The sequence below is a fragment of the Pseudomonas sp. 57B-090624 genome, assembly GCF_003234055.1.
Lineage (GTDB): Bacteria > Pseudomonadota > Gammaproteobacteria > Pseudomonadales > Pseudomonadaceae > Metapseudomonas > Metapseudomonas tohonis.
This window is the reverse complement of sequence record NZ_QKRU01000041.1, coordinates 13,923-36,633: the sequence shown is the minus strand read 5'-3', so window position 1 is coordinate 36,633 and position 22,711 is coordinate 13,923. Positions and strand designations below refer to the sequence as shown.

At 66.8% G+C, this 22,711-nt stretch carries 17 protein-coding genes; 11 read left to right on the top strand and 6 right to left on the bottom strand.

All coding sequences use genetic code 11. The features are described from left to right. The 4 genes from ruvX to gshB all read right to left on the bottom strand — a co-directional run bounded on the left by ruvX (position 1) and on the right by gshB (position 3,021). Positions 1 to 441 (bottom strand): Holliday junction resolvase RuvX, encoded by a 441-nt coding sequence (ruvX, locus tag DMX10_RS19425; protein ID WP_111262622.1) that lies wholly within the window; start codon positions 439 to 441, stop codon positions 1 to 3. Further along, a complete protein-coding gene (locus DMX10_RS19420; RefSeq protein ID WP_111262590.1) occupies positions 438 to 1,007 on the bottom strand; it encodes a YqgE/AlgH family protein in 570 nt (189 codons plus the stop codon). The genes ruvX and DMX10_RS19420 overlap by 4 nt, the downstream gene beginning before the upstream one ends. A 61-nt stretch (positions 1,008 to 1,068) precedes the next feature. Next, positions 1,069 to 1,962, bottom strand: coding sequence for an energy transducer TonB (locus DMX10_RS19415; RefSeq protein WP_111262589.1), 894 nt, complete (start codon positions 1,960 to 1,962; stop codon positions 1,069 to 1,071). 87 nt (positions 1,963 to 2,049) lie between these two features. After that, positions 2,050 to 3,021, bottom strand: coding sequence for a glutathione synthase (gene gshB / locus DMX10_RS19410; RefSeq protein ID WP_111262588.1), 972 nt, complete (start codon positions 3,019 to 3,021; stop codon positions 2,050 to 2,052). A 270-nt stretch (positions 3,022 to 3,291) separates the two neighbouring features. On the opposite strand from gshB, the gene pilG reads away from it, so the two are divergent. The 8 genes from pilG (at position 3,292) to DMX10_RS19370 (ending at position 17,319) form a co-directional block, all read left to right on the top strand. Next, positions 3,292 to 3,699 carry a twitching motility response regulator PilG gene (pilG, locus tag DMX10_RS19405; protein WP_021218373.1) on the top strand — a complete coding sequence of 136 codons (408 nt, stop codon included), beginning with the start codon at positions 3,292 to 3,294 and terminating at the stop codon, positions 3,697 to 3,699. 48 nt (positions 3,700 to 3,747) lie between these two features. Next, the gene (pilH, locus tag DMX10_RS19400; RefSeq protein WP_003458790.1) at positions 3,748 to 4,113 is read left to right on the top strand and encodes a twitching motility response regulator PilH; all 366 of its coding nucleotides are present in this window, start codon (positions 3,748 to 3,750) and stop codon (positions 4,111 to 4,113) included. A gap of 48 nt (positions 4,114 to 4,161) precedes the next feature. Beyond that, positions 4,162 to 4,698, top strand: a complete 537-nt coding sequence (locus DMX10_RS19395; RefSeq protein ID WP_111262587.1) for a chemotaxis protein CheW — start codon at positions 4,162 to 4,164, stop codon at positions 4,696 to 4,698. 193 nt (positions 4,699 to 4,891) lie between these two features. Beyond that, entirely contained in the window at positions 4,892 to 6,940 is a 2,049-nt protein-coding gene (locus DMX10_RS19390; RefSeq protein ID WP_111262586.1) for a methyl-accepting chemotaxis protein, read from the top strand. A 62-nt stretch (positions 6,941 to 7,002) separates the two neighbouring features. Further along, entirely contained in the window at positions 7,003 to 7,863 is an 861-nt protein-coding gene (locus tag DMX10_RS19385) for a CheR family methyltransferase (protein ID WP_111262621.1), read from the top strand. Between the two features lie 9 nt (positions 7,864 to 7,872). Beyond that, positions 7,873 to 15,780 (top strand): Hpt domain-containing protein, encoded by a 7,908-nt coding sequence (locus DMX10_RS19380; protein WP_111262585.1) that lies wholly within the window; start codon positions 7,873 to 7,875, stop codon positions 15,778 to 15,780. Beyond that, positions 15,773 to 16,792, top strand: a complete 1,020-nt coding sequence (locus tag DMX10_RS19375; RefSeq protein ID WP_111262584.1) for a chemotaxis protein CheB — start codon at positions 15,773 to 15,775, stop codon at positions 16,790 to 16,792. The genes DMX10_RS19380 and DMX10_RS19375 overlap by 8 nt, the downstream gene beginning before the upstream one ends. 56 nt (positions 16,793 to 16,848) lie before the next feature. Then, a complete protein-coding gene (locus tag DMX10_RS19370) occupies positions 16,849 to 17,319 on the top strand; it encodes a chemotaxis protein CheW (protein WP_111262583.1) in 471 nt (156 codons plus the stop codon). A gap of 75 nt (positions 17,320 to 17,394) precedes the next feature. Here DMX10_RS19370 and DMX10_RS19365 read toward each other — a convergent pair whose 3' ends face one another. Both DMX10_RS19365 and DMX10_RS19360 read right to left on the bottom strand, forming a co-directional pair. Beyond that, on the bottom strand, positions 17,395 to 18,114 hold the full coding sequence (locus DMX10_RS19365) for a 16S rRNA (uracil(1498)-N(3))-methyltransferase (RefSeq protein WP_111262582.1): 720 nt from the start codon (positions 18,112 to 18,114) through the stop codon (positions 17,395 to 17,397). Between the two features lie 69 nt (positions 18,115 to 18,183). Next, positions 18,184 to 19,590, bottom strand: a complete 1,407-nt coding sequence (locus DMX10_RS19360; protein ID WP_111262581.1) for an adenosylmethionine--8-amino-7-oxononanoate transaminase — start codon at positions 19,588 to 19,590, stop codon at positions 18,184 to 18,186. Positions 19,591 to 19,759: 169 nt separating this feature from the next. Here DMX10_RS19360 and DMX10_RS19355 point away from each other — a divergent pair, with 169 nt between their 5' ends. The 3 genes from DMX10_RS19355 to DMX10_RS19345 all read left to right on the top strand — a co-directional run bounded on the left by DMX10_RS19355 (position 19,760) and on the right by DMX10_RS19345 (position 22,614). Beyond that, positions 19,760 to 21,238: a flavin monoamine oxidase family protein gene (locus tag DMX10_RS19355; RefSeq protein ID WP_111262580.1), complete on the top strand. Its 1,479-nt coding sequence runs from the start codon at positions 19,760 to 19,762 to the stop codon at positions 21,236 to 21,238. 218 nt (positions 21,239 to 21,456) lie between these two features. Further along, the gene (locus DMX10_RS19350; protein ID WP_111262579.1) at positions 21,457 to 22,011 is read left to right on the top strand and encodes a cytochrome b; all 555 of its coding nucleotides are present in this window, start codon (positions 21,457 to 21,459) and stop codon (positions 22,009 to 22,011) included. A gap of 27 nt (positions 22,012 to 22,038) precedes the next feature. Then, on the top strand, positions 22,039 to 22,614 hold the full coding sequence (locus DMX10_RS19345) for a YceI family protein (RefSeq protein ID WP_021218384.1): 576 nt from the start codon (positions 22,039 to 22,041) through the stop codon (positions 22,612 to 22,614). The last annotated feature ends 97 nt before the right edge of the window (positions 22,615 to 22,711 follow it).

The following is a 22,711-nucleotide window of genomic DNA, read 5'->3' as shown; positions in this document are numbered from 1 at the left end:
CTATTCGTGTCCGGGGTGTTCCGCCAGCCAGCCTTCCAGCAGGAGGGCGGCGGCCAGGGCGTCGACGGGGTTCTCGCGGTAGCTGCCGCGTTGGCCCTGGGCGAGCCGCTGGCCCTTGGCTTCGAAGGTGGTCAGGCGTTCGTCGTGGGTGAAGACCGGCAGGTTGAAGCGGCCGTTGAGGCGCCGCGCGAACTTCTGGGCGCGCTCGCTCATGTCGCTGGGGGTGCCGTCCATGTTCAGGGGCAGGCCGACGACGATGGCGTCCGGCTGCCATTCCTTGAGCAGGGCCTCGACCTTCTGCCAGTCCGGCACGCCGTTCTGTGCCTTGAGCACGCAGAGTTCACGGGCCTGGCCGGTGACGGCCTGGCCGACGGCGACGCCGATCTGCTTGGTGCCGTAGTCGAAACCCAGCAGCAGGCGCAGGGGCTTGGCGGCCATCAGGCGTGCCCGGCCTGGGCGGTGAGCAGGTTGAGGTTGACGCCGAGGCGCGCGGCGGCAGCGGCCAGGCGCTGATCGGCGGCGGTGTCGAAGAGGATGGCCGGGTCGGCCGGGCAGGTGAGCCAGGCGTTGTCGGCCAGTTCGGCCTCCAGCTGGCCGGCGTCCCAACCCGCGTAGCCGAGGGTGATCAGGCTCTTTTCCGGGCCCTGGCCTTCGGCGATGGCGAAGAGCACGTCCTGGGAGGTGGAGAGCGCCAGTTCGCCCAGCTCCAGGGTGGCCTGGAAGGTCAGGCCGCTGGGGTGGAGGACGAAGCCGCGGTCGGTCTGCACCGGGCCGCCGGCATAGATCGGCAGGGTCTGGCAGCGGGCTGGCGGGTCGACCTCGGGGCGCAGCTGTTCGAGCACGTCGCTGAGGCTGAGGCCGTTGGGGCGATTGATCACCAGGCCCATGGCGCCTTGCTCGTTGTGTTCGACGAGGTAGGTGACGGTCTGGGCGAAGTTGGGATCGTCCATGTGCGGCATGGCGATCAGGAAATGGTGCTTGAGGTAGCTGGGCGCGGTGCTTTTCATGGGCGCTAGTTTCGACCTTCGCGCCGCAAGCTTCAAGGGCGGGAGCGGCCGTCCAGGCCCGTCAGTTGCTCGACAGGCGGTCGCCGCGCTCGAAGCGCCAGGTGCGGATGATTTCCAGGCGGTCGATATCGGCCAGGTCGCCGGTGAAGGGGGCGAAGGGGGCGGCGAGGCGGACGATGCGCATGGCGGCCTGGTCCAGCACCGGTTGGCCGGATGACTCCAGCAGCTGCACTTCATAGAGGGTGCCGTCGCGGTTGATCGACACCAGCAGGCGCAGGCTGCCGTAGAGGCGCTGGCGACGGGCTTCCTCGGGGTAGTTGAGGTTGCCGACGCGTTCGATCTTCTTGCGCCAGTCGTCCTTGTACCAGGCGCCCTTGTCACGCATGGTCGAGGCCGCGTTGAGGCGGTGGATGCGCGGGCGCTTGGCATAGAGCTGGCGCTCCTGGGACAGTTCGGCCTCGAGGCTGGCGATCTCCGAGGACAGCTGGGTGCTGTCGAATACCGGCGCCGGGCGGGCCTCGGGCTCGGGCTTGGCTTCCTCGTGCTTGACCGGGGTCTTCTGCACCTTGGGCGCGGTGGTGGCGACGGCGGCCTTGGGGGCTTCCTGGCGTGCGGCCTGCTGCGGCGCGGCCGGCGGCGTGACCTTCTTGATCTCCTGGTCCTGGAACGGCGCCTGCTCGGTGGTCTTGGGCGTGTCCTTGTGCTCCAGGGTGCCGCTGCCCTGCTGGTTCATCTGCGCCAGGTAGTCGGCCTTCTCGGGCTTCTTGTCGCTCTTGAAGGTGGCGAGGGTGACTTCCAGCGTCTTGCTGATCTGGCTGGGGTCGGCAAAGGTGAAGCCGACCCCGAGGATCAAGGCGACGTGCAGGACGGCCGCGAGGAACAGGGTGAAACCCAGCCGGTCCGCCGGGCGCACGCCGGAGGACGGGAAGTCGGGAAAGTCAGCGGCTGCGTTCATCGCACATCGGGTCTGCTCAGGATGGCGCGCAGTCTGCCGAACTGGGGCGGCAGGCTGCAAGTTGCATGTCCAAAGCTGTTAGCTGCATCAAGCTTGGGGCTTGCGCCCGTTCGCGGAGAGCTTGCTGGCGATGCTGTCCATCAGGCGTTCGCCGATGCGCGTGTCGTAGGCGGCATCGATCTCGCGGATGCAGGTCGGGCTGGTGACGTTGATCTCGGTGAGGCTGTCGCCGATCACGTCCAGGCCGACGAACAGCAGGCCGCGCTCGCGCAGCGCCGGGCCGACGGTGGCGGCGATCTCGCGGTCGCGCTCGGACAGCGGGCGGGCCTCGCCTCGACCGCCGGCCGCCAGGTTGCCCCGGGTCTCGCCAGCGGCGGGGATGCGTGCCAGGCAGTAGGGCACCGGTTCACCGTCTATCATCAGAATGCGCTTGTCGCCGTCCTTGATCGCGGGCAGGTAGCGCTGGGCCATGATCTGCTCGGCGCCGTGACGGGTCAGGGTCTCGAGGATGACGGAAAGGTTCGGGTCCCCCTCGCGGTGACGAAAGATCATCGATCCGCCCATGCCATCAAGGGGTTTGAGAATGATGTCACGCTGCTCTTTCGCAAACTCGCGCAGAATGTCAGCCCTGCGACTGACCAGTGTCGGTGGGGTCAGTTGAGGGAACAGGGTGGCGAAGAACTTCTCGTTGCAGTCGCGAAGACTCTGCGGGCGGTTCACCACCAGCACGCCGGCTCGTTCGGCCTGTTCCAGCAGGTAGGTCGAATAGACGAACTCGTTGTCGAAGGGCGGGTCCTTGCGCATCAGGATGACGTCCAGTTCGCTCAGCGGAGCGTCGCTCTCGTCTTCCAGCTCGTACCAGTGTTGCGGATCGGCGAACACCTTCAGCGGCCGCATGCGGGCGCGGGCCTCGCCGGCTTTCTGGTACAGGTCCTGCTGCTCCATATAGTAGAGGGACCATCCGCGGGCCTGGGCTGCCAGCAGCATGGCCAGGGAGCTGTCCTTCTTGAAGGAGATGTGCGCAATGGGGTCCATGACGATCCCGAGGCGAACGCTCATGGGTGTGTTCTCCGCGACTGGTAATAGATGAGGGGCGCTGGAGAATTCCAGGCCCGGTAACGAGGCGCTCAGGTTGGCGCTGGAGGTTGTCGCGGTCAAGGGAAACCTCGCCGTATGAACTAGGATTCCCGGAGGCTGGCGCTTTGTAGCTTGCGTCCGGAGAGTGTGCTAAAAAGGCCCGACGATTGGGTCGTAGCCCGTCGCTGACAGGGCCTCAGGCGCACTGAACTAAGCAAAATAACGACTCACCGAGGCGATGGTAGGGCGAACATGGAACAGCATTCCGAGGGTTTGAAGGTCATGGTGATCGACGATTCGAAAACGATTCGTCGCACCGCTGAAACTCTGCTGAAGAAGGTGGGTTGTGAAGTCATCACGGCCGTCGACGGTTTCGACGCGCTGGCAAAGATCGCCGACACCCACCCCAATATCATCTTCGTCGACATCATGATGCCGCGGCTCGATGGCTATCAGACCTGCGCCCTGATCAAAAACAACAGTGCTTTCAAGTCCACCCCGGTGATCATGCTGTCCTCCAAGGACGGCCTGTTCGACAAGGCCAAGGGTCGCATCGTCGGTTCCGATCAATACCTCACCAAGCCTTTCAGCAAGGAAGAGTTGCTCGGCGCGATCAAGACTCACGTGCCTGATTTCACCCCGGTGGAACAAGCCTCCTGAAGTCCGGCCTCCCATGGCCGGTGATGCCTTTCCGTATTGGGGACAAACATGGCTCGTATTCTGATTGTTGATGACTCGCCGACCGAGATGTACAAACTGACCGCCATGCTCGAGAAGCACGGCCATCAGGTGCTGAAGGCCGAGAATGGCGCCGACGGCGTAGCCCTGGCGCGCCAGGAAAAACCCGATGCCGTGCTGATGGACATCGTCATGCCCGGCCTCAACGGCTTCCAGGCCACGCGCCAGCTGACCAAGGACGCCGAGACCAGCCACATCCCGGTGATCATCGTCACCACCAAGGATCAGGAAACCGACAAGGTCTGGGGCAAGCGCCAGGGCGCGAAGGATTACCTGACCAAGCCGATCGACGAAGACACCCTGCTGAAAACCCTCAATGCGGTGCTGGCCGGCTGATGCCGGCTCAGCCTGCTGATAACTAGAAGAAAGAAGGCCCTGGCCGGCATGTCGGACACGCAGACCCCTTTCCAGCTTCTCCTCGAGATCGACCAGCGTTGCCGTGCGCTGGCGGCAGGTCTTCCTGCGCAGCAGGAAACCGTGCAGACCTGGAGTGGCATCGGTTTCCGCATGGGCGAGCGCCTGTTCGTGGCGCCCATGGGTGAAGTCGGCGAAGTGCTTCACGAGCCGCGGCATACGCTGCTGCCGGGTGTGAAGACCTGGGTCAAGGGCGTGGCCAACGTGCGTGGCCGGCTGCTGCCGATCATGGACCTGTGCGGCTTCTTCGGTGGCGAGCTGTCTCCCCTGCGCAAGCAGCGCCGGGTGCTGGTGGTGGATCACCAGGAGATATTCGCCGGCCTGATCGTCGATGAAGTCTTCGGCATGCAGCATTTCCCGGTGGATGCCTTCTCCGAGGAGTTGCCTCCGCTGGAGGCGTCGATCCAGCCGTTCATCCATGGCGTGTTCCAGCGTGAACAGCCCTGGCTGGTGTTCAGCCCACACGTGCTGGCGCAGCACCAGGTGTTCCTCGACGTGGCGGTATAGCTTCATCCGCGCCAGGCTCAACGGCCTGGTGCGGCGGATCGTTGCCGGGAGGGGCGATCCAGCGTGGCGGGGCGACTCCCCGTCGCGTGCGCGGCACCGGTGGTGCCGCTGATTCAAGGTTGGGCCGGTTCATGCCGGCCCTTTGGCGTTACATGGAAATCGTTGTGTTGTTGGTCCAGGCGGGGGCCCGATAATGAAAAAACTTAACGCAGGCAATCTACTTGCGGGAACGCGCAGTAGTACGTTGATCGCGGGGCTCTTCGTAGTCCTGATCGTGTCCATCGTGCTGCTGTTCGCCAACTTCGCATACCTGAACACCCAGGCGAACTACGACAAGGAATACCTCGGTCACTCCGGTGAACTGCGCGTACTGTCCCAGCGTATCGCCAAGAACGCCACCGAAGCGGCGGCGGGCAAGGCAGAGGCCTTCGCCCTGTTGAAAGACGCCCGGAACGACTTCGAGAAGCGCTGGAACATCCTCCTCAACGGCGACGAGAGCACGGGGCTGCCGCCCGCTCCCGAAGGCGTCAAGGCCGAGATGGATGCGGTGCAGGCCGACTGGAACAGCCTGCGCCAGAACTCCGACGCCATCCTCGCCAGCGAGCAGACCGTTCTGTCCCTGCACCAGGTAGCCGCCACCCTGGCGGAAACCATTCCGCAGCTGCAGGTCGAGTACGAGGAAGTGGTCGACATCCTGCTGGAAAGCGGCGCGCCCGCCGACCAGGTCTCGGTCGCCCAGCGCCAGTCGCTGCTGGCCGAACGTATCCTCGGTTCGGTGAACAAGGTGCTTGCCGGTGACGAAGACTCCGTCCAGGCCGCCGACATGTTCGGTCGTGACGCCAGCCTCTTCGGTCGCGTACTGAACGCGATGCTGGAAGGCAACGCGGCGATGGAAATCTCCAAGGTGACCGACAACGAAGCCCTGGAGCGCCTGCAAGAGATTTCCGAGCTGTTCGAGTTCGTCTCCGGTTCCGTGGACGAGATCCTCGAAACCTCGCCCGAACTGTTCCAGGTCCGTGAGTCCGCCAACACCATCTTCACCGGTTCGCAGACCCTGCTGGACAAGGCTTCCACCCTGGCCGGCGGCTTCGAGAAGCAGGCCGAAGGTCGTAGCTTCAACACCCTCGCCGGTTACGTGCTGGGCGCCCTGGCCCTGGGCTCGATCATCCTGATCGGCCTGGTCATGGTTCAGACCACCCGCAGCCGACTGGCCGAGACCGCCGAGAAGAACGAACGCAACCAGGCGGCGATTCTGCGACTGCTCGACGAGATCGCCGACCTCGCGGACGGTGACCTGACGGTGGCCGCGACCGTGACCGAGGACTTCACCGGTGCGATCGCGGACTCGATCAACTACTCGATCGACCAGCTCCGCGACCTCGTAGAGACCATCAACCTGACCGCCGTGCAGGTAGCGGCGGCGGCCCAGGAAACCCAGGCCACCGCGATGCACCTCGCCGAAGCGTCCGAGCACCAGGCGCAGGAAATCGCCGGCGCCTCCGCGGCGATCAACGAGATGGCGGTGTCCATTGACCAGGTATCGGCGAACGCCTCGGAATCCTCCGCGGTAGCGGAACGTTCCGTAGCCATCGCCAACAAGGGCAACGAAGTGGTGCACAACACCATCACCGGCATGGATAACATCCGTGAGCAGATCCAGGACACCTCGAAGCGGATCAAACGCCTCGGTGAATCGTCCCAGGAGATCGGTGACATCGTAAGCCTGATCAACGACATTGCCGACCAGACCAACATCCTCGCACTGAACGCCGCGATCCAGGCGTCCATGGCCGGTGATGCGGGCCGCGGCTTCGCCGTGGTAGCGGACGAGGTACAGCGACTCGCGGAACGTTCCTCTGCCGCGACCAAGCAGATCGAGGCCCTGGTAAAGACCATTCAGACCGACACCAACGAAGCGGTTATCTCCATGGAGCAGACCACTTCCGAAGTGGTCCGTGGTGCTCGCCTGGCACAGGACGCCGGTGTGGCACTGGAAGAGATCGAGAAGGTATCCAAGACCCTCGCGGCCCTTATCCAGAACATCTCCAACGCCGCTCGTCAGCAAGCCTCCTCGGCGGGCCATATCTCCAACACCATGAACGTGATCCAGGAGATCACCTCGCAGACCTCCGCAGGTACCACTGCTACCGCCAAGAGCATTGGTAACCTGGCCAAGATGGCCAGCGAGATGCGCAAATCGGTATCCGGCTTCAACCTGCCGGACGCTCCGGAACAGGCCTGACCAAGGGAGGTGCCGCGGCTTGAAGCCGCGGCGCAGCGGCCATGAGCGAGAGGCACGACAGCATGCAGCCAAGCGGCGTGTGGGCCTTGAAACCCCTGGCCGACATGACGCCCGCGCAGTTCCACGACTGGCAGTCGCTGCTCGAGGAACGCACGGGCGTGGTGATCAACGAACAGCGTCGCTCCTTCCTGCAGACCAATCTCACTGCACGGATGCGCGAGCTGGGCATGGATGACTACAGCAGCTACTACCGGCAGGTCACCGATGGCCCGCGTGGTGCTGTCGAGTGGTCGACCCTGCTGGATCGCCTCACCGTTCAGGAGACCCGGTTCTTTCGCCACCGCCCCTCCTTCGACCTGCTCGATGCCTACCTGCGTGAGCGGGTCGCCGCGGGCCTGGAAAACCCGCTGGCGCTCTGGAGCGTCGGCTGCTCCAGCGGCGAGGAGCCCTATTCGCTGGCGATTGCCGCCGCCGAAGCGCTGCAGGGCAGCGACCGGCCGGAATTCTTCGGTGTGACCGGTACCGACATCAGCCTCAGCGCCCTCAACAAGGCGCGGCAGGGTGTCTTTGCCGCACGCCGCCTGGAACAGCTGGACGCTGACCAGGCCGAACGTTATTTCCAGGTCATGGACGATGGCCGCTTGAAAGTTGTTGAGAGCCTGGCCGCGCGCGTTTGCTGCGCCCGGCTCAATGTGCTGGAACTGGCGAAGGCGCCAATGTCCGGCATGGACGTAATCTTCTGTCAGAACCTGTTGATCTATTTTCGCCGCTGGCGTCGCCGTGAAATCCTCAATCGCCTGGCCGAGCGCCTGGCGCCGGGGGGCCTGATGGTGGTGGGCGTGGGCGAAGTAGTGGGTTGGCATCACCCGGACCTGGTTCCGGTCGCCGACGATCAGGTTCTGGCATTCACCCGGAAGGGATAGCAGACGGCTATGAGTGATCGGCACGATTATGTCGCCCTTGAGTGGGTCAAGGGCGAGATCGCGGAAACCCTGAAGCAGGCGCGACAGGCTCTGGAGGCGTTCGTCGAGAACACCCAGGACCCGACCCGCATGCGTTTCTGCCTGACCTACGTGCACCAGGTCCACGGCACCCTGCAGATGGTCGAGTTCTACGGCGCGGCCCTGCTCGCCGAGGAAATGGAGCAGCTCGCCCAGGCGCTGATGGAAGGCCGCGTGACCAACCAGGGCGAAGCCCTGGAAGTGCTGATGCAGGCCATCCTGCAACTGCCGGTCTACCTCGACCGCATCCAGAGCGCGCGCCGCGACCTGCCCATGGTGGTGCTGCCGCTGCTCAACGACCTGCGCGCCGCGCGCGGCGAGAAGCTGCTGTCGGAAACCAGCCTGTTCTCCCCGGACCTCTCCGGTCGCCTGCCCGCGCTGTCCATGGACGCCCTGGCGCAGATGCGCACCGCCGAGCTGCCGGTGCTGCTGCGCAAGCTGCGGCAGATGCTGCAGCTGGCCCTGGTCGGGATCATCCGCAACCAGGACCTGGCCACCAACCTCGGCTACATGGCGCGCGTCTTCGCCCGCCTCGAGTCGCTGTGCAAGGAGGCGCCGCTCGGCCCGCTCTGGCCCATCGCCTCCGGCATGGTCGAAGGCCTGGCCAACGGCAGTGTGGTGAACGGCACTTCCGTGCGCACCCTGCTGCGGCAGATCGACAAGGAACTCAAGCGCCTGCTCGACCAGGGCGCCGACGGCATCAACCAGCCGGCTCCCGAGGAGCTGGTGAAGAACCTGCTGTTCTACATCGCCAAGGCTCCCGCGCAGTCGCCGCGCATCCGCGCGCTGAAGGAACAGTACCGCCTCGACGAAGCGCTGCACGACACCGACGTGGTGGACGAGGAGCGTGCACGGCTCGCCGGCCCCGACCGCGATGCCATGCGCTCCGTCGTCGCCGCCCTGTGCGAGGAACTGGTGCGGGTCAAGGACAGCCTGGACATCTTCGTACGCAGCGATCGTCGCGGCGTCACCGAGCTGGACGGCCTGCTGGCCCCGCTCAAGCAGATCGCCGACACCCTCGCCGTGCTCGGCTTCGGCCAGCCGCGCCGGGTGATCCTCGATCAGATCGATGTGGTCCACAGCCTCTCCCTCGGCCAGCGCGAGCCCAATGACGCCGTCCTCATGGACGTCGCCGGAGCGCTGCTGTACGTCGAAGCCACGCTCAACGGCATGGTCGGCCCGGCCGATGATGGCCGCGCCGAAGAAAGCCACCTGCCCACCACCGACGTGGCGCAGATCCACCAGTTGGTGATCAAGGAAGCGCGCAATGGCCTGGAGCAGGCCAAGGACGCGATCATCGAGTTCATCGCCTCGCAGTGGAACCACGAGCACCTGGCTCGCGTCCCCGAGCTGCTGACCCAGGTCCGTGGTGGCCTGGCGATGATCCCGCTGAGCCGCGCGGCGACCTTGCTGGAAGCCTGCAACCGCTACATCCAGGAACAGCTCCTGGCGCGCAAGGCCGTGCCCAACTGGCAGAGCCTGGATACCCTCGCCGACGCCATCACCAGCGTCGAGTACTACCTCGAACGCCTCTCCGAGGACCATGCGACCCAGGGCGACCTGATTCTCGACGTGGCCGAGGAAAGCCTGGAGGCCCTGGGCTATCCGCTCAAGGAAAAGCCCTCGATCCTCGATCGCATCGAGCCGGAAGAGGAGCCGCTGCCCCTGGCCGACCCGCTGCAGGAAATCGAAGTGCTGGCCGCCGAGGAATCGGAGCTGTCGGAGCCGCTGGACCTGGAGCCCCTGGAACCGCACGAAGACGTGACGGTCGCTGCCGAGTTCGCCGAGCCGGTGGTCGCCGAAGAGGCGCCCCCGGCCAGCCTCGATGCGCTGCCGGAACTCGACCCCCTGCCCGAGCTGGAGCCGGTCGCCGCGATCGAGCCCCAGCCCGTTGCCGCTCCGATCCCGGCCGCCGACGAGCTGCCGGACCTCGAACCCTTGCCCGAGCTGGATGCCCTGGATGAGCCCGCTGCGCTGGGCGATCTGGAGTCCCTGCCGGCCCTCGACGCGCTCACTCCGCAAGAGACGGCTGCCGACGCCGGCGAACTGCTGGTCTCGGACGACAACTGGAACCTCGGCGAGCTGCCGAGCGAGGCGCCCGAGGTCATCGACTTCAGCCTCGACGTGCCGCTGGAACTGCACGCCGCCCAGGAGCCCCAGGACAGCCTGGAGCCCCTGCAGAGCTTCGACCTGGACGACCTGGAGCCGCTGCCGGACGCCACGCCGCTGGAGCGCTTCGAACCGCTCGAAGGTGAAGTCCTCAGCCTGGAACCGCTGCCCGAATCCTCCATGAGCTGGGACGACGTGGAGCTCGCCGGGCTCGACCTGCCGGAAGTCGAACTGCCCGCCGCCCCCGTCGAGCAGCCGGCGCCCGTGGCCGAGGAGGACAAGCCGCTGTCCATGGCCGATGTCATGGCGGCGCCGACCCAGGCCATCAACCCGCCCGCCCGCGACGTGCCGCCCAGCCTGCTGCCGCCGCCCGCCGACGAAGAGCCGGTCGACGACGAACTGCTGGAAGTCTTCATCGAAGAAGCCGGCGAGGTCCTGGAAACCATCGGCGACTTCCTGCCCCAGTGGCTGGCCGACACCGAGAACAAGGACGCCCTGACCGAGATCCGCCGCGCCTTCCACACCCTCAAGGGCAGTGGTCGCATGGTGCGCGCGCTGGTCATCGGCGAACTGTCCTGGGCCATCGAGAACCTGCTCAACCGCGTGCTGGATCGCAGCATCCAGCCCGACGACGATGTCCGTGGCGTGATCCAGGACGTGGTCGCCCTGCTGCCGCAACTGGTGGACGAATTCGCCGCCAAGGCCCAGCGCCAACGCGACGATGTCGACCACCTCGCCGCCGAGGCGCATGCCCTGGCGAAGGGGCAGCGACTCCCAAAATCTGACGCCCCGGACTCAGCACAGCCAGTCGAGCCCGAGGGCGAGCCGGAAGCGCAGGTCGTCGCGGAGCCCACCGTCGTCGCGCAAGCCCCCGTCGCCGTCGAAAGCGACGAGGAGCCGCTCGACCCGCAGTTGCTGGAGATCTTCCGCAACGAAGCCGAAACGCACCTGGACAGCCTGGTGGGCTTCCTCGCCGATTGCGCCCAGTCCCTGCCGCAGCCGGTGACCGACAGCCTCCAGCGCGCCCTGCACACCCTCAAGGGCAGTGCGCACATGGCGGGCATCCTGCCGATCGCCGAGATCGCCACGCCCCTGGAGAAGCTGGCCAAGGAATACAAGACCAACCTGGTGCAGATGGACCTGGCCGAGGCCGAGCTGCTGCGTGATGCCGAGCACCTGTTCCGTGCCGGCCTCGAACAGCTCGAGACCACGCCCCTGGTCCGCATCCCCGGCACCGCCGAATTCCTCGAGCGCGTGCAGCAGCTGCACCTGGATCGCCTTGGCGCCGCCGAAGCGGCCCGCCTGGGCGAGCAGGGCGAGACGGTACGCGACCCGCAACTGATCTCCATCTTCCTCGCCGAGGGCATGGACATCCTGCTGGACGCCGAAGATCTGCTGCGCCGCTGGCGCGAGCACCCGTCCGAGCGCCAGGAACTGGGCGCCCTGCTGGAAGAACTGAACACCCTCGGCCGTGGCGCCGAGATGGCCGAGCTGCCGCAGATCGAAGAGCTCTGCGAAGCCCTGCTGGACACCTATGGTGCGGTGGAAGAAGGCAGCCTCGCCGTCAGCGAGCGCTTCTTCGCCGAAGCCGAGCGTGCCCACGAGGCGCTGATCGGCATGATGGACCAGGTGGCCGCCGCCCTACAGGTCACGCCCCAGCCCGAGCGCGTGCAGGCCCTGCGCGAGCTGCTGCAGGAAGTGGTCGACCCCGCCGCCCTGGCGCTGCTCGACCCCAAGCTGACCAGCGGCCTGACCGTTGAAGAGCTGGACGACGCCCCGCTGGCGGACCTGATCGACTGGAATGCCACCGACACCGAGCTGCCGCCCCTGGCCGAGCTGGTGGAAGAGCCGCCGGTGTTCGACGAGGTCTCCCTCCCCGAGCTGACCGGTGCCGGCCTGGAGGACGACCTGTCCGCCCCGCCCGCCGAGCCCGCTCCGGTGGTAGTGGCAGACGCCGTCGCCGCGCCCAGCGCCTACGAATCCCTCGACGAGGAGATGGTCGCCATCTTCCTCGAGGAGGCCGTGGACATCCTGGAAAGCGCCGGCCAATCCCTCGACCGCTGGCTGGGCGAGCCCGACAACCACACCTCGCTGCTCTCGCTGCAGCGTGACCTGCACACCCTCAAGGGGGGCGCGCGCATGGCCGAGATCGCCCCGATCGGTGATCTCGCCCATGAACTCGAGTCCCTCTACGAAGGCCTGGTGGATCGCCGCTTCAGCTACTCGCCGGCGCTCGGCGGCCTGCTGCAGCAGAGCCACGACAGCCTCGCGGTACTGCTCGACCAGTTGCAGGCGCGCCTGCCCCTGGACGACCCCCGGCAGCTGATCCAGGCCATCCGCACCTTTCGCCAGAACGGTGGGCTGAGCCTGTCCGCCGCAGCGGCCTCGCTGCCGCTCGAGGACATCGAAGGGGTCGCCGAGGTCGAGGAGATCGATCTGGCCGCAGACGACGCCCCCGGCGCCGAGCTCGGCGAGAGCATCGCCATCGACGAAGAGCAGCCCCCCCTGGCGCTGATCGCCGAAACCGACCCGCTGGACACCGTCGAAGCCCTGGAGGCCATCGAAACGGTGGTGGAGGATCTGCCGGCGCAAGCCGTGGGCGAGCCGCTTGCGGAAGCGCCGCTGGATGTCGACCCCGAGCTGCACGTATTGCATGCCGAGCCGGTGCACGACGACGAGCCCGAACTCGACCAATGGCTGCTGGACGAAGCGCTGGAAAGCACGCCCGCTGCCGCCGAAGCCGAAGCCGAAGCCGAAGCCGGAGCCGAGCCGGACGTCGAGTTGCAGGCCGAGCCGGAGGTGCTGGACCTGTCCGGCATCGACGCGCCTGCTGCCATCGAGCCCGAGCCCGAGCCCGAGCCGACAGCCGCACCGCTGATCGAGCCGCCGCGCGCCGCCGAGCCCGCGACCAGTGCCTTCGACGATCGTGATCCGGAGCTGGTGGAGATCTTCCTCGAGGAAGGCTTCGACATCATCGACAGCGCTGGCGCGTCGCTGCAGCGCTGGATGGACGACGTCAACAACATCCTCGAAGTCGAAGCCCTGCAGCGTGACCTGCACACCCTCAAGGGCGGGGCGCGCATGGCCGAGATCCGCGAGATCGGCGACCTCGCCCATGAGCTGGAATTCCTCTACGAAGGCCTGTGCGGCGGGCGCCTGCGCGCCAGCCCCGGCCTGTTCACCCTGCTCCAGGCCTGCCATGACCGGCTCGCCGAAATGCTCGAGGCGGTGCGTGACAAGCGCGGCGTGCCCAGTGGCGACGCGCTGATCGAGGCGATCAAGCGTTTCCGCGCCAACCCGGACGAGCAACTGAGCATGCCCTCCAGCGTGCACCTGCAGCCGGCCGCCCAGGCCGTCGAGGATGACGCGGCCGAGAGCGACGACATCCTCGACATCTTCCTCGAGGAAGCCGACGACCTGCTCGAAGCCATGGAACGCACCATCGGCCGCTGGGAAGAACGTCGCGAAGACGGTGCCCAGATCGATGAACTGCTGCGCCTGCTGCACACCCTCAAGGGGGGCGCGCGCCTGGCCGGGCAGAAGCGCCTGGGTGACCTCAGCCATGACCTCGAACAACACCTGACCGAGGCGCAGCAGCAGGGTGCGCCCTGGCCGGACAGCCTGTTCCTCGACGTGCAATCCGGCTTCGAAGGCCTGCAGGCCGAACTCGACCAGCTGCGCGAGCGTCTCGACGCCGTGCTGGCCGAAGAGGCCCAGGAGCCCGAGGCCACCGAGCCGGCACCGGCCGCCCAGCCGCCGGCGCCGAGCCTGGCCGCGCCCATAGTCGCCGCCAGCGCACTGCCGCAGGCGGTCGCCGAGCACAAGGTCCTGCCCTTCGTCCGCAAGGCCCAGGAAGCCGCCCAGGACGCCGCGTCCCGTCGCGCGCCCCAGGAGCTGGTCAAGGTCCCGGCGGACCTGCTGGAAGGCCTGGTCAATCTGGCCGGTGAGACCTCGATCTTCCGCGGTCGGGTCGAACAGCAGGTGAGCGACTTCAGCTTCACCCTGAGCGAGATGGAAGCCACCATCGAGCGGGTCCGCGACCAGCTGCGTCGCCTCGACACCGAGACCCAGGCGCAGATCCTCAGCCGCTACCAGGCCGAGGCCGAGCGTGCCGGCTACGAGGACTTCGACCCCCTGGAGATGGACCGTCACTCGCAACTGCAGCAGCTTTCCCGTGCGCTGTTCGAGTCCGCGTCCGACTTGCTGGACCTCAAGGAAACCCTGGCGGCGCGTAACCGCGACGCCGAAACCCTGCTGCTGCAACAGGCGCGGGTCAACACCGAGCTGCAGGAAGGCCTGATGCGCACGCGCATGGTGCCCTTCGACCGCCTGGTGCCGCGCCTGCGCCGGATCGTCCGCCAGGTGGCGAGCGAGCTGGGCAAGCAGGTCGAATTCGTCGTCGGCAACGCCGAGGGCGAGATGGACCGTACCGTGCTCGAACGCATCGTCGCGCCGCTGGAGCACATGCTGCGCAACGCCGTCGACCATGGCATCGAGCCGGCCGAGGTTCGCCGCGCCGCCGGCAAGTCCGAGGCTGGCACCATCCGCCTGACCCTCGGCCGCGAGGGCGGCGACATCGTCCTCGCCCTGGCCGACGACGGCGGTGGCATCCGCCTCGACGCCGTGCGCCGCAAGGCCATCGAGCGCGGGATGATGGACGCCGATTCCGACCTCTCCGACTACGACGTGCTGCAGTTCATCCTCGAGGCCGGTTTCTCCACCGCCGAGAAGGTCACGCAGATCTCCGGTCGTGGCGTGGGCATGGACGTGGTGCACTCCGAGGTGAAACAGCTCGGCGGCTCCATGAGCATCGACTCGACGCCGGGCGAGGGCACCCGCTTCCTCATCCGCCTGCCGTTCACCGTTTCGGTGAACCGCGCGCTGATGGTGCTCTCCGGTGAAGACCTGTACGCCATCCCGCTGAACACCATCGAAGGTATCGTGCGGGTCTCCCCGTACGAGCTGGAGGCCTACTACCAGCCGGACGCACCGCGCTTCGAATACGCCGGTCAGGCCTATGAACTGAAGTACCTGGGCGACCTGCTGAACAACGGCCAGCAACCCAAGCTGGTGGGCCAGAGCCTGCCGCTGCCGGTGATCCTGGTGCGCTCCACCGATCACGCCGTGGCGGTCCAGGTGGACTCCCTGGCGGGCTCCCGCGAGATCGTGGTGAAGAGCCTCGGCCCGCAGTTCGCCGGGGTGCATGGCATCTCCGGCGCGACCATCCTCGGCGACGGCCGCGTGGTGGTGATCCTCGACCTGCTGGCGACCATCCGTGCCATGCACGCGCACCTGGTGCAGATGCTGCCGCGCTCCGCGACCCAGGCCGCGCTGCCGGCGGAACTCGACCACGACCGTCCGCCGCTGGTGATGGTGGTGGACGACTCGGTCACCGTGCGCAAGGTCACCAGCCGCCTGCTGGAACGCAACGGCATGAACGTACTCACCGCCAAGGACGGGGTGGACGCGATCTCTCAACTGCAGGAACACCGCCCGGACATCATGCTGCTGGACATCGAGATGCCGCGCATGGACGGTTTCGAGGTGGCCACCCTGGTGCGCCACGACGAGCGACTGAAAGACCTGCCGATCATCATGATCACCTCGCGTACCGGTGAGAAACACCGCGAGCGGGCCATGACCATCGGCGTCAACGACTACCTGGGCAAGCCGTACCAGGAGTCCCTGCTGCTTGAAACCATCCAGCGACTGGTCAAGGGAAATGACTGAGAAAACCTCTGCGCGTATCGCCGTCATCGCCGACACCTCGCTGCAGCGCCATGTGCTGCAGCAGGCGCTGGCGGGCAACGGCTACCAGGTGGTGCTCAACAGCGATCCGGCCCGGCTGGACGAGGAAACCCTGAGCGCCTGTGAAGTGGACCTCTGGCTGGTGGACCTGGCGCAGTCGGATGACTCGCCCCTGGTCGACAACCTGATGGAGCGCGCCAGTGCTCCGGTGCTGTTCGGCGAGGGCCACGCCCCCGAGCGGCATTCGGAGAACTACCCGCGCTGGGAGCGCCGCCTGTTCGGCAAGCTCAAGCGCCTGGTCGGCGACCCGGCGGTGGCCGTTGGCCCCAGCCTCGAGGCGCTGCTCGCCGAGGCCCAGCGCCCGGCGCGCCTGGACCTGCCCCGCGCCCTGGCCGACACACCATTGGTGGCGGGCGAGCCGGCGCGCCAGGTGTGGCTGCTGGCCGCCTCCCTCGGGGGCCCGGCGGCGGTTAAGGCGTTCCTCGACGCCCTGCCCGGTGGCCTGCCCATCGGCTTCATCTACGCCCAGCACATCGACCCGACCTTCGAGACGGCACTGCCCCAGGCCGTCGGCCGTCACAGCCAGTGGCCGGTCAACCTGGCCCGCCCCGGTGATGCGGTACGCGCCGGTGAAGTGGTGGTGGTGCCTATCAGCCACGAACTCAGCTTCGCCGAAGGCGGCGCCATGCAAGTCGGCGATCGCCCCTGGCCGGAGCCCTACAGCCCGTCCATCGACCAGGTCATGCTCAACCTCGCCCAGCACTACGGTGCCCAGTGCGGCGTCATCGCCTTCAGCGGCATGGGCAGCGACGGCAGCGCCGCCGCCGCCTACGTGCGCCGCCAGGGCGCGCCGATCTGGACCCAGCGCGGCGACAGCTGCGCCTGCGCGAGCATGCCCGACAGCCTGCGCGAAGGTGGCTACAGCACGTTCAGCGCCGACCCCCGTGAACTGGCCCAGGCGCTGGTGAACCACCTGGCGGAGCAGTGCGCCTGAGCCCCAGGGGCTCCGGGCGGTTGCGCCGGGAATGAAGAATCGTTGAAGGAAGAACCATGAGCCAAGCCGTCGCCAACACGAACAGCGCCAACAGCCTCACCGGCCTGCTGGTGCCGCTGTCCGATCGCACCCTGCTGGTGCCCAACGTGGCGGTGGCCGAGCTGATCCCCTATCGCGCGCCGCAGGTGTCGGCGGGCATGCCGGCCTGGTTCCTCGGCCAGGTGGCCTGGCGCGACCTGCGCCTGCCGCTGCTGTCCTTCGAAGCCGCCTCCGGCGGCCAGCCCCAGGTCGGCGCCGGCGCCCGCGTGGTGGTGCTCAACGCCCTCGGCGGGCGCGGCCACGTGAAATTCATCGCCCTGCTGGTTCAGGGCATCCCGCGTTCGCTGAAGGTCGACTCCGACCTGCCCCGCGCCGCCGTGCCCCTGGCCCCCCTGGAGCTGGATGCCGTGCAACTGGGCGAGGACGTCGCCCGCATCCCCGACCTGATCGCACTCGAGCAGATGCTCGAGGATGCGGGGATTATCTAGCCGGAAGCCGGAAGCCGGAAGCCGGAAGCGGTGCCTTGGCTTTTGCTTCCAGCTTCAAGCTAAAAACGCTTCCAGCTAAAAGTCACCCCATAACTGCTGCGCCACGCTCAGCGCCACCACCGGTGCTGTCTCCGTCCTCAATACCCTGGGTCCCAGGCGTGCCGAGTGGAAGCCGGCGGCTTGCGCCTGGGCGACTTCGGCGTCGCTGAGGCCGCCTTCGGGACCGATGAGGAAGGCCAGGGTCTGCGGCTTGGCGTGGCTGGCCAGGGGCTCGGCGACCGGGTGCAGCACCAGCTTGAGGTCCGCCTGGGCCTGGGCGAGCCAGTCGGTGAGGGTGAGGGGGGCGTGGATCACCGGCAGCACCGAGCGGCCACACTGCTCGCAGGCGCTGATCGCCACCTGGCGCCAGTGGGCCAGGCGCTTGTCGGCGCGCTCGTCCTTCAGCCGCACTTCGCAGCGTTCGCTGACGATGGGGCTGATTTCGGCGGCGCCCAGTTCGGTGGCCTTCTGGATCGCCCAATCCATGCGCTCGCCCCGCGACAGCCCCTGGCCCAGGTGCACCCGCAACGGGGACTCGGCCTGGCCGGCGAAGGCCTCGCGCAACTCGACGCTCACGGTCTTCTTGCCCACTTCGACCAGCTCGCCCAGGTACTCCTGGCCGGAACCGTCGAACAGCTGCACGGCATCGCCCACGGCGAGGCGCAGCACGCGCCCGATGTAGTGGGCCTGGGCCTCGGGCAGCGCATGCTGGCCGATGGAAAGGGGGGCGTCGATGAAGAAGCGGGAGAGGCGCATAAGGGAGCTGGAAGCCTGAAGCTGAAAGCCGGAAGTCTACCTGCGCGGCGCTTCCGGCTTCCAGCTGCGTCAGCCCGGATCCCTGTGGTTCGGATGCAGGTCGCTGGCGACGCTGACGCTCACCGAGTCGCGGGTGGCGATGTCGATGCCTTCGCTGGCCACTTCGGCGAGGAAGTCGATCTGCTCCGGGGTGATCACGTAGGGCGGCAGGAAGTACACGACGTTGCCCAGCGGGCGCAGCAGGGCGCCGCGTTCCAGGGCGTGCTGGAAGACCTTGAGGCCACGTCGTTCCTGCCAGGGGTAGGGGGCGCGGCTGGCCTTGTCCTGGACCATCTCGATGGCCAGCACCATGCCGGTCTGGCGCACTTCGGCGACGTGCGGGTGGTCGACGAGGTGGGCGGTGGACTGGGCCATGCGCATGGACAGCGCGCGATTGGCCTCGATCACCTTGTCCTGCTCGAAGATGTCCAGGGTCGCCAGGGCGGCGGCGCAGGCCAGCGGGTTGCCGGTGTAGGTGTGCGAGTGGAGGAAGGCGCGCAGGGTCTGGTAGTCGTCGTAGAAGCCCTGGTAGACGGCCTCGCTGGTGAGCACCGCCGCCATCGGCAGGTAGCCGCCGGTGAGGGCCTTGGACAGGCAGAGGAAGTCCGGCGCGATACCGGCCTGCTCGCAGGCGAACATGCTTCCGGTACGGCCGAAGCCGACGGCGATCTCGTCGTGGATCAGGTGCACGCCGTAGCGGTCGCAGGCCTCGCGCAGCAGCTTGAGGTAGACCGGGTGGTACATGCGCATGCCGCCGGCCCCCTGGATCAGCGGTTCGACGATCACCGCGGCGACCTCCGCGTGGTGTTCGGCGAGGGTGCGCTCCATGTGGGCGAACATGTTGCGCGAGTGCTCTTCCCAGCACATGCCTTCGGGGCGCAGGTAGCAATCGGGACTGGGCACCTTGAGGGTGTCCATCAGCAGCGACTTGTAGGTTTCGGTGAACAGCGCCACGTCGCCCACCGACATCGCCGCGATGGTCTCGCCGTGGTAGCTGTTGGTCAGGGTGACGAAGCGCTTCTTGCCTTCGCGGCCCTGGTTGCGCCAGAAGTGGTAGCTCATCTTCAGCGCCACCTCGATGCCCGAGGAGCCGTTGTCGGCGTAGAAGACGCGGTCCAGGCCCCGGGGCGTGATCTTCACCAGGCGCTCGGACAGTTCGATCACCGGCTGATGGCTGAAGCCCGCGAGGATCACGTGCTCGAGCTGGTCGACCTGGTCCTTGATGCGCTGGTTGATGCGCGGGTTGGCGTGGCCGAAGACGTTGACCCACCAGGAGCTGACCGCGTCGAGGTAGCGCTTGCCCTCGAAGTCTTCCAGCCAGACACCTTCGCCACGGCGGATCGGCACCACCGGCAGGCGTTCGTGGTCCTTCATCTGGGTGCAGGGATGCCAGAGCACGGCGAGGTCGCGCTGCATCCAGTCGGCGTTTTGGCCCATGGGGTGGTCTCCGGAAAGGGTCGGGGAAGACTATGCAATAGGGGTGAGATGGACAAGCGCGCCGCGCCGGCACAATGACGGGCGCCGACGGGCATCTCTGGTGGCTGCCGGGTGCCTGGCGTATCCTGCGCGCCATCCAAGAAATACGACCGTTCCTCGGGGGAATCCAATGTCTGCTGCCTGGCTGCGCACCTGCGCGCTGATTCTGTTGGGAGTGCTCAGTGCCGTTGCGCAGGGCAAGGAAAAGCAACCGGCCGCCATCGTGGTCGGTGGTGGCATGGCCGGCCTCACCGCCGCCTACGAACTGCAGCAGCAGGGCTGGCAGGTGACCCTGCTGGAAGCCAAGCCGAGCATCGGCGGGCGTTCGGGCCTGGCCAGTACCGAATGGATCGGCTCCGGCAAGCTGCAACCGACCCTGCATGCCTACCTCAAGGACTTCAAGCTGGCGACCGTGGCCGCGCCCGAATACGTGCGCGCCCCCGGCTACCTGATCGCCGGTCGCTATTTCAACGAGGCCGACCTGCTCAAGGAAGCACCCACCACGATCGAGGGGCTCAAGCGATTCGACAAGAGCCTGGACGACCTCGCGGCCTCCATCGAGGACCCGCTGCAGCCGCTGGTCAACACCACCCTGAAGACCCTCGACTCCATCAGCGTGGCACGCTGGCTGGACAAGCTGGCGCTGCCGCCGACCGCCCGCGCGCTGGTGGACCAGCGCATCCGCTCGCGCTACGACGAGCCTTCGCGCCTGTCGCTGCTCTACCTCGCCCAGCAGGGCCGGGTCTATCGCGGCCTGCCGGAAGGCGACCTGCGCGCTGCCCGCCTGCCGGGTGGCAGTGCGGCCCTGGCCCAGGCCTTCGCCAAGAAGATCAAGACCATCAAGACCAATGCGCGGGTCTCCGCCATCGTCCAGGACAAGGACAGCGTCACCGTGAAAGTGGGCGGCGCCGGCTACAGCGCCGACTACGTGGTGCTCGCCGTGCCGCTGCCGGCGCTGGACAAGATCAGCCTGACACCGTCCCTGTCGGCCCTGCAGCTGCGCTCGCTGAAGGACATCAACTACGGCTGGCGCGACCAGATGCTGCTCAAGTTCAAGAAGCCCGTGTGGGGCAAATCGCGCCTCTCCGGCGAGGTCTACAGCGACCAGGGCCTGGGCATGATGTGGGTCGAGCCCGCGCTCAAGGGCGGCGCCAACCTGCTGGTCAACATCTCCGGCGACAACGCCCGCCTGCTGCAGGCCTTCGGCGATCGGCAGATGGTCGACCAGGTGCTGATCCGTTTCGACAAGCTGTTCCCCGGTGCCCGCGAGCAGTTCACCGGCTACGAGCTGCGCCGCTACGGCAAGGACTCCCTGGTGGGCGGCGCCTACCTGGCCTACGGCCCCGGCGAGATCAGCCTCTACTGGCGCATGTGGGAGAAACCCCTGGGGCGGGTGATCTTCGCCGGCGAGCACACCGACGCCCTGTACCCGGGCACCCTCGAAGGCGCCCTGCGCAGCGGCCAGCGCGCCGCCGGCCAGGCCCGTGACCTGTTCGCCGGCAAGACCCTGGAGCCGGTGGAGCAGGTCGCCACCGCCGCGCCGACGGCCCCGGCCAAGGCCGACGGCAAGGAAGAAAAGAAAGGCTTCTTCTCCCGCCTGTTCAACTGACGGGGACGCGGGCGCAACGCCCCTGACCTCCAGTCGCCTCCGGGGTGCCGTTCGTGCACCTCGGACAGAACTTAAAGCACCTTCCCACGCCTAATTCCCGCCCGGGCCAATTCGTCCTACCTATCGTATTGCCCGATATTTCAAAGCGACATTTTCTACTTTTCTTCGATATTTTTGCCGCTAGGCTTTGCCCATCCGTTTTTCAAGGAACCCTCCTGATGCAGTGGCGCAATACTCCCAACCGCTTCGGCCTCGTCAGCATCGTCCTGCACTGGGGCGTCGCCCTGGTCGTCTTCGGCCTGTTCGGCCTGGGGCTGTGGATGGTTGGCCTCGACTACTACAGCGGCTGGTACAAGACCGCCCCGGACATCCACAAGGGCATCGGCATCCTGCTGTTCCTGGTGATGCTCGCCCGTGTGCTCTGGCGCTTCGTCAGCCCGCCGCCGCCGGCCCTGCCCAACCACGGCCAGCTCACCCGCCTGGGCTCCAAGCTGGGCCACCTGGCGCTCTACCTGGGCCTGTTCGCCATCATGGTCTCGGGCTACCTGATCTCCACCGCCGACGGTCGCGGCATCGCCGTCTTCGGCCTGTTCGAGGTGCCGGCCACCCTGACCAGCATTCCCGACCAGGAAGACGTCGCCGGCGTCATTCACGAATACCTTGCCTGGTGCCTGGTGATCTTCGCCGGCATCCATGCGCTCGCTGCGCTCAAGCACCACTTCATCGATCGCGACGCCACCCTGACCCGCATGTTCGGGCGCGCCGCCAAATAAGCTGCACCCTCACAAGGAGAAATACCGATGCTGAAGAAATCCATCGCTGCGCTGACCCTCGGTGCCGCCCTGTTCGCCGGCCAGGCCATGGCCGCCGACTACGCCATCGACAAGCAAGGCCAGCACGCCTTCGTCAACTTCAAGATCAGCCACCTGGGCTACAGCTGGCTGTACGGCACCTTCAAGGACTTCGACGGCTCCTTCAGCTTCGACGCCAAGGCGCCGGAAGCGAGCAAGATCAAGGTCACCCTGCAGACCGCCAGCGTCGACACCAACCACGCCGAACGCGACAAGCACATCAAGAGCGGCGACTTCCTCAATGTGAGCAAGAACCCGACCGCCACCTTCGAGTCCACTGGCGTGAAATCCACCGGCAACGGCACCGCCGACGTGACCGGCAACCTGACCCTGAACGGCGTGACCAAGCCGGTCGTGGTCAAGGCCAAGTTCATCGGTGAAGGCGATGACCCGTGGGGCGGCTACCGCGCCGGCTTCGAGGGCACCACCACCCTGAAGCTGAAGGACTTCGACATCCAGAAGGACCTCGGCCCGGCTTCCCAGGAAGTCGAGCTGATCATCTCCTTCGAGGGTGTGCGCAAGTAAGACTGCGCGGATAACGAAGAACGCCGGCTGATGCCGGCGTTTTTCATTTCCGGCACCACGCAGCGCCGTGTCGGACTGAACGCCCATCCCGGGCTGA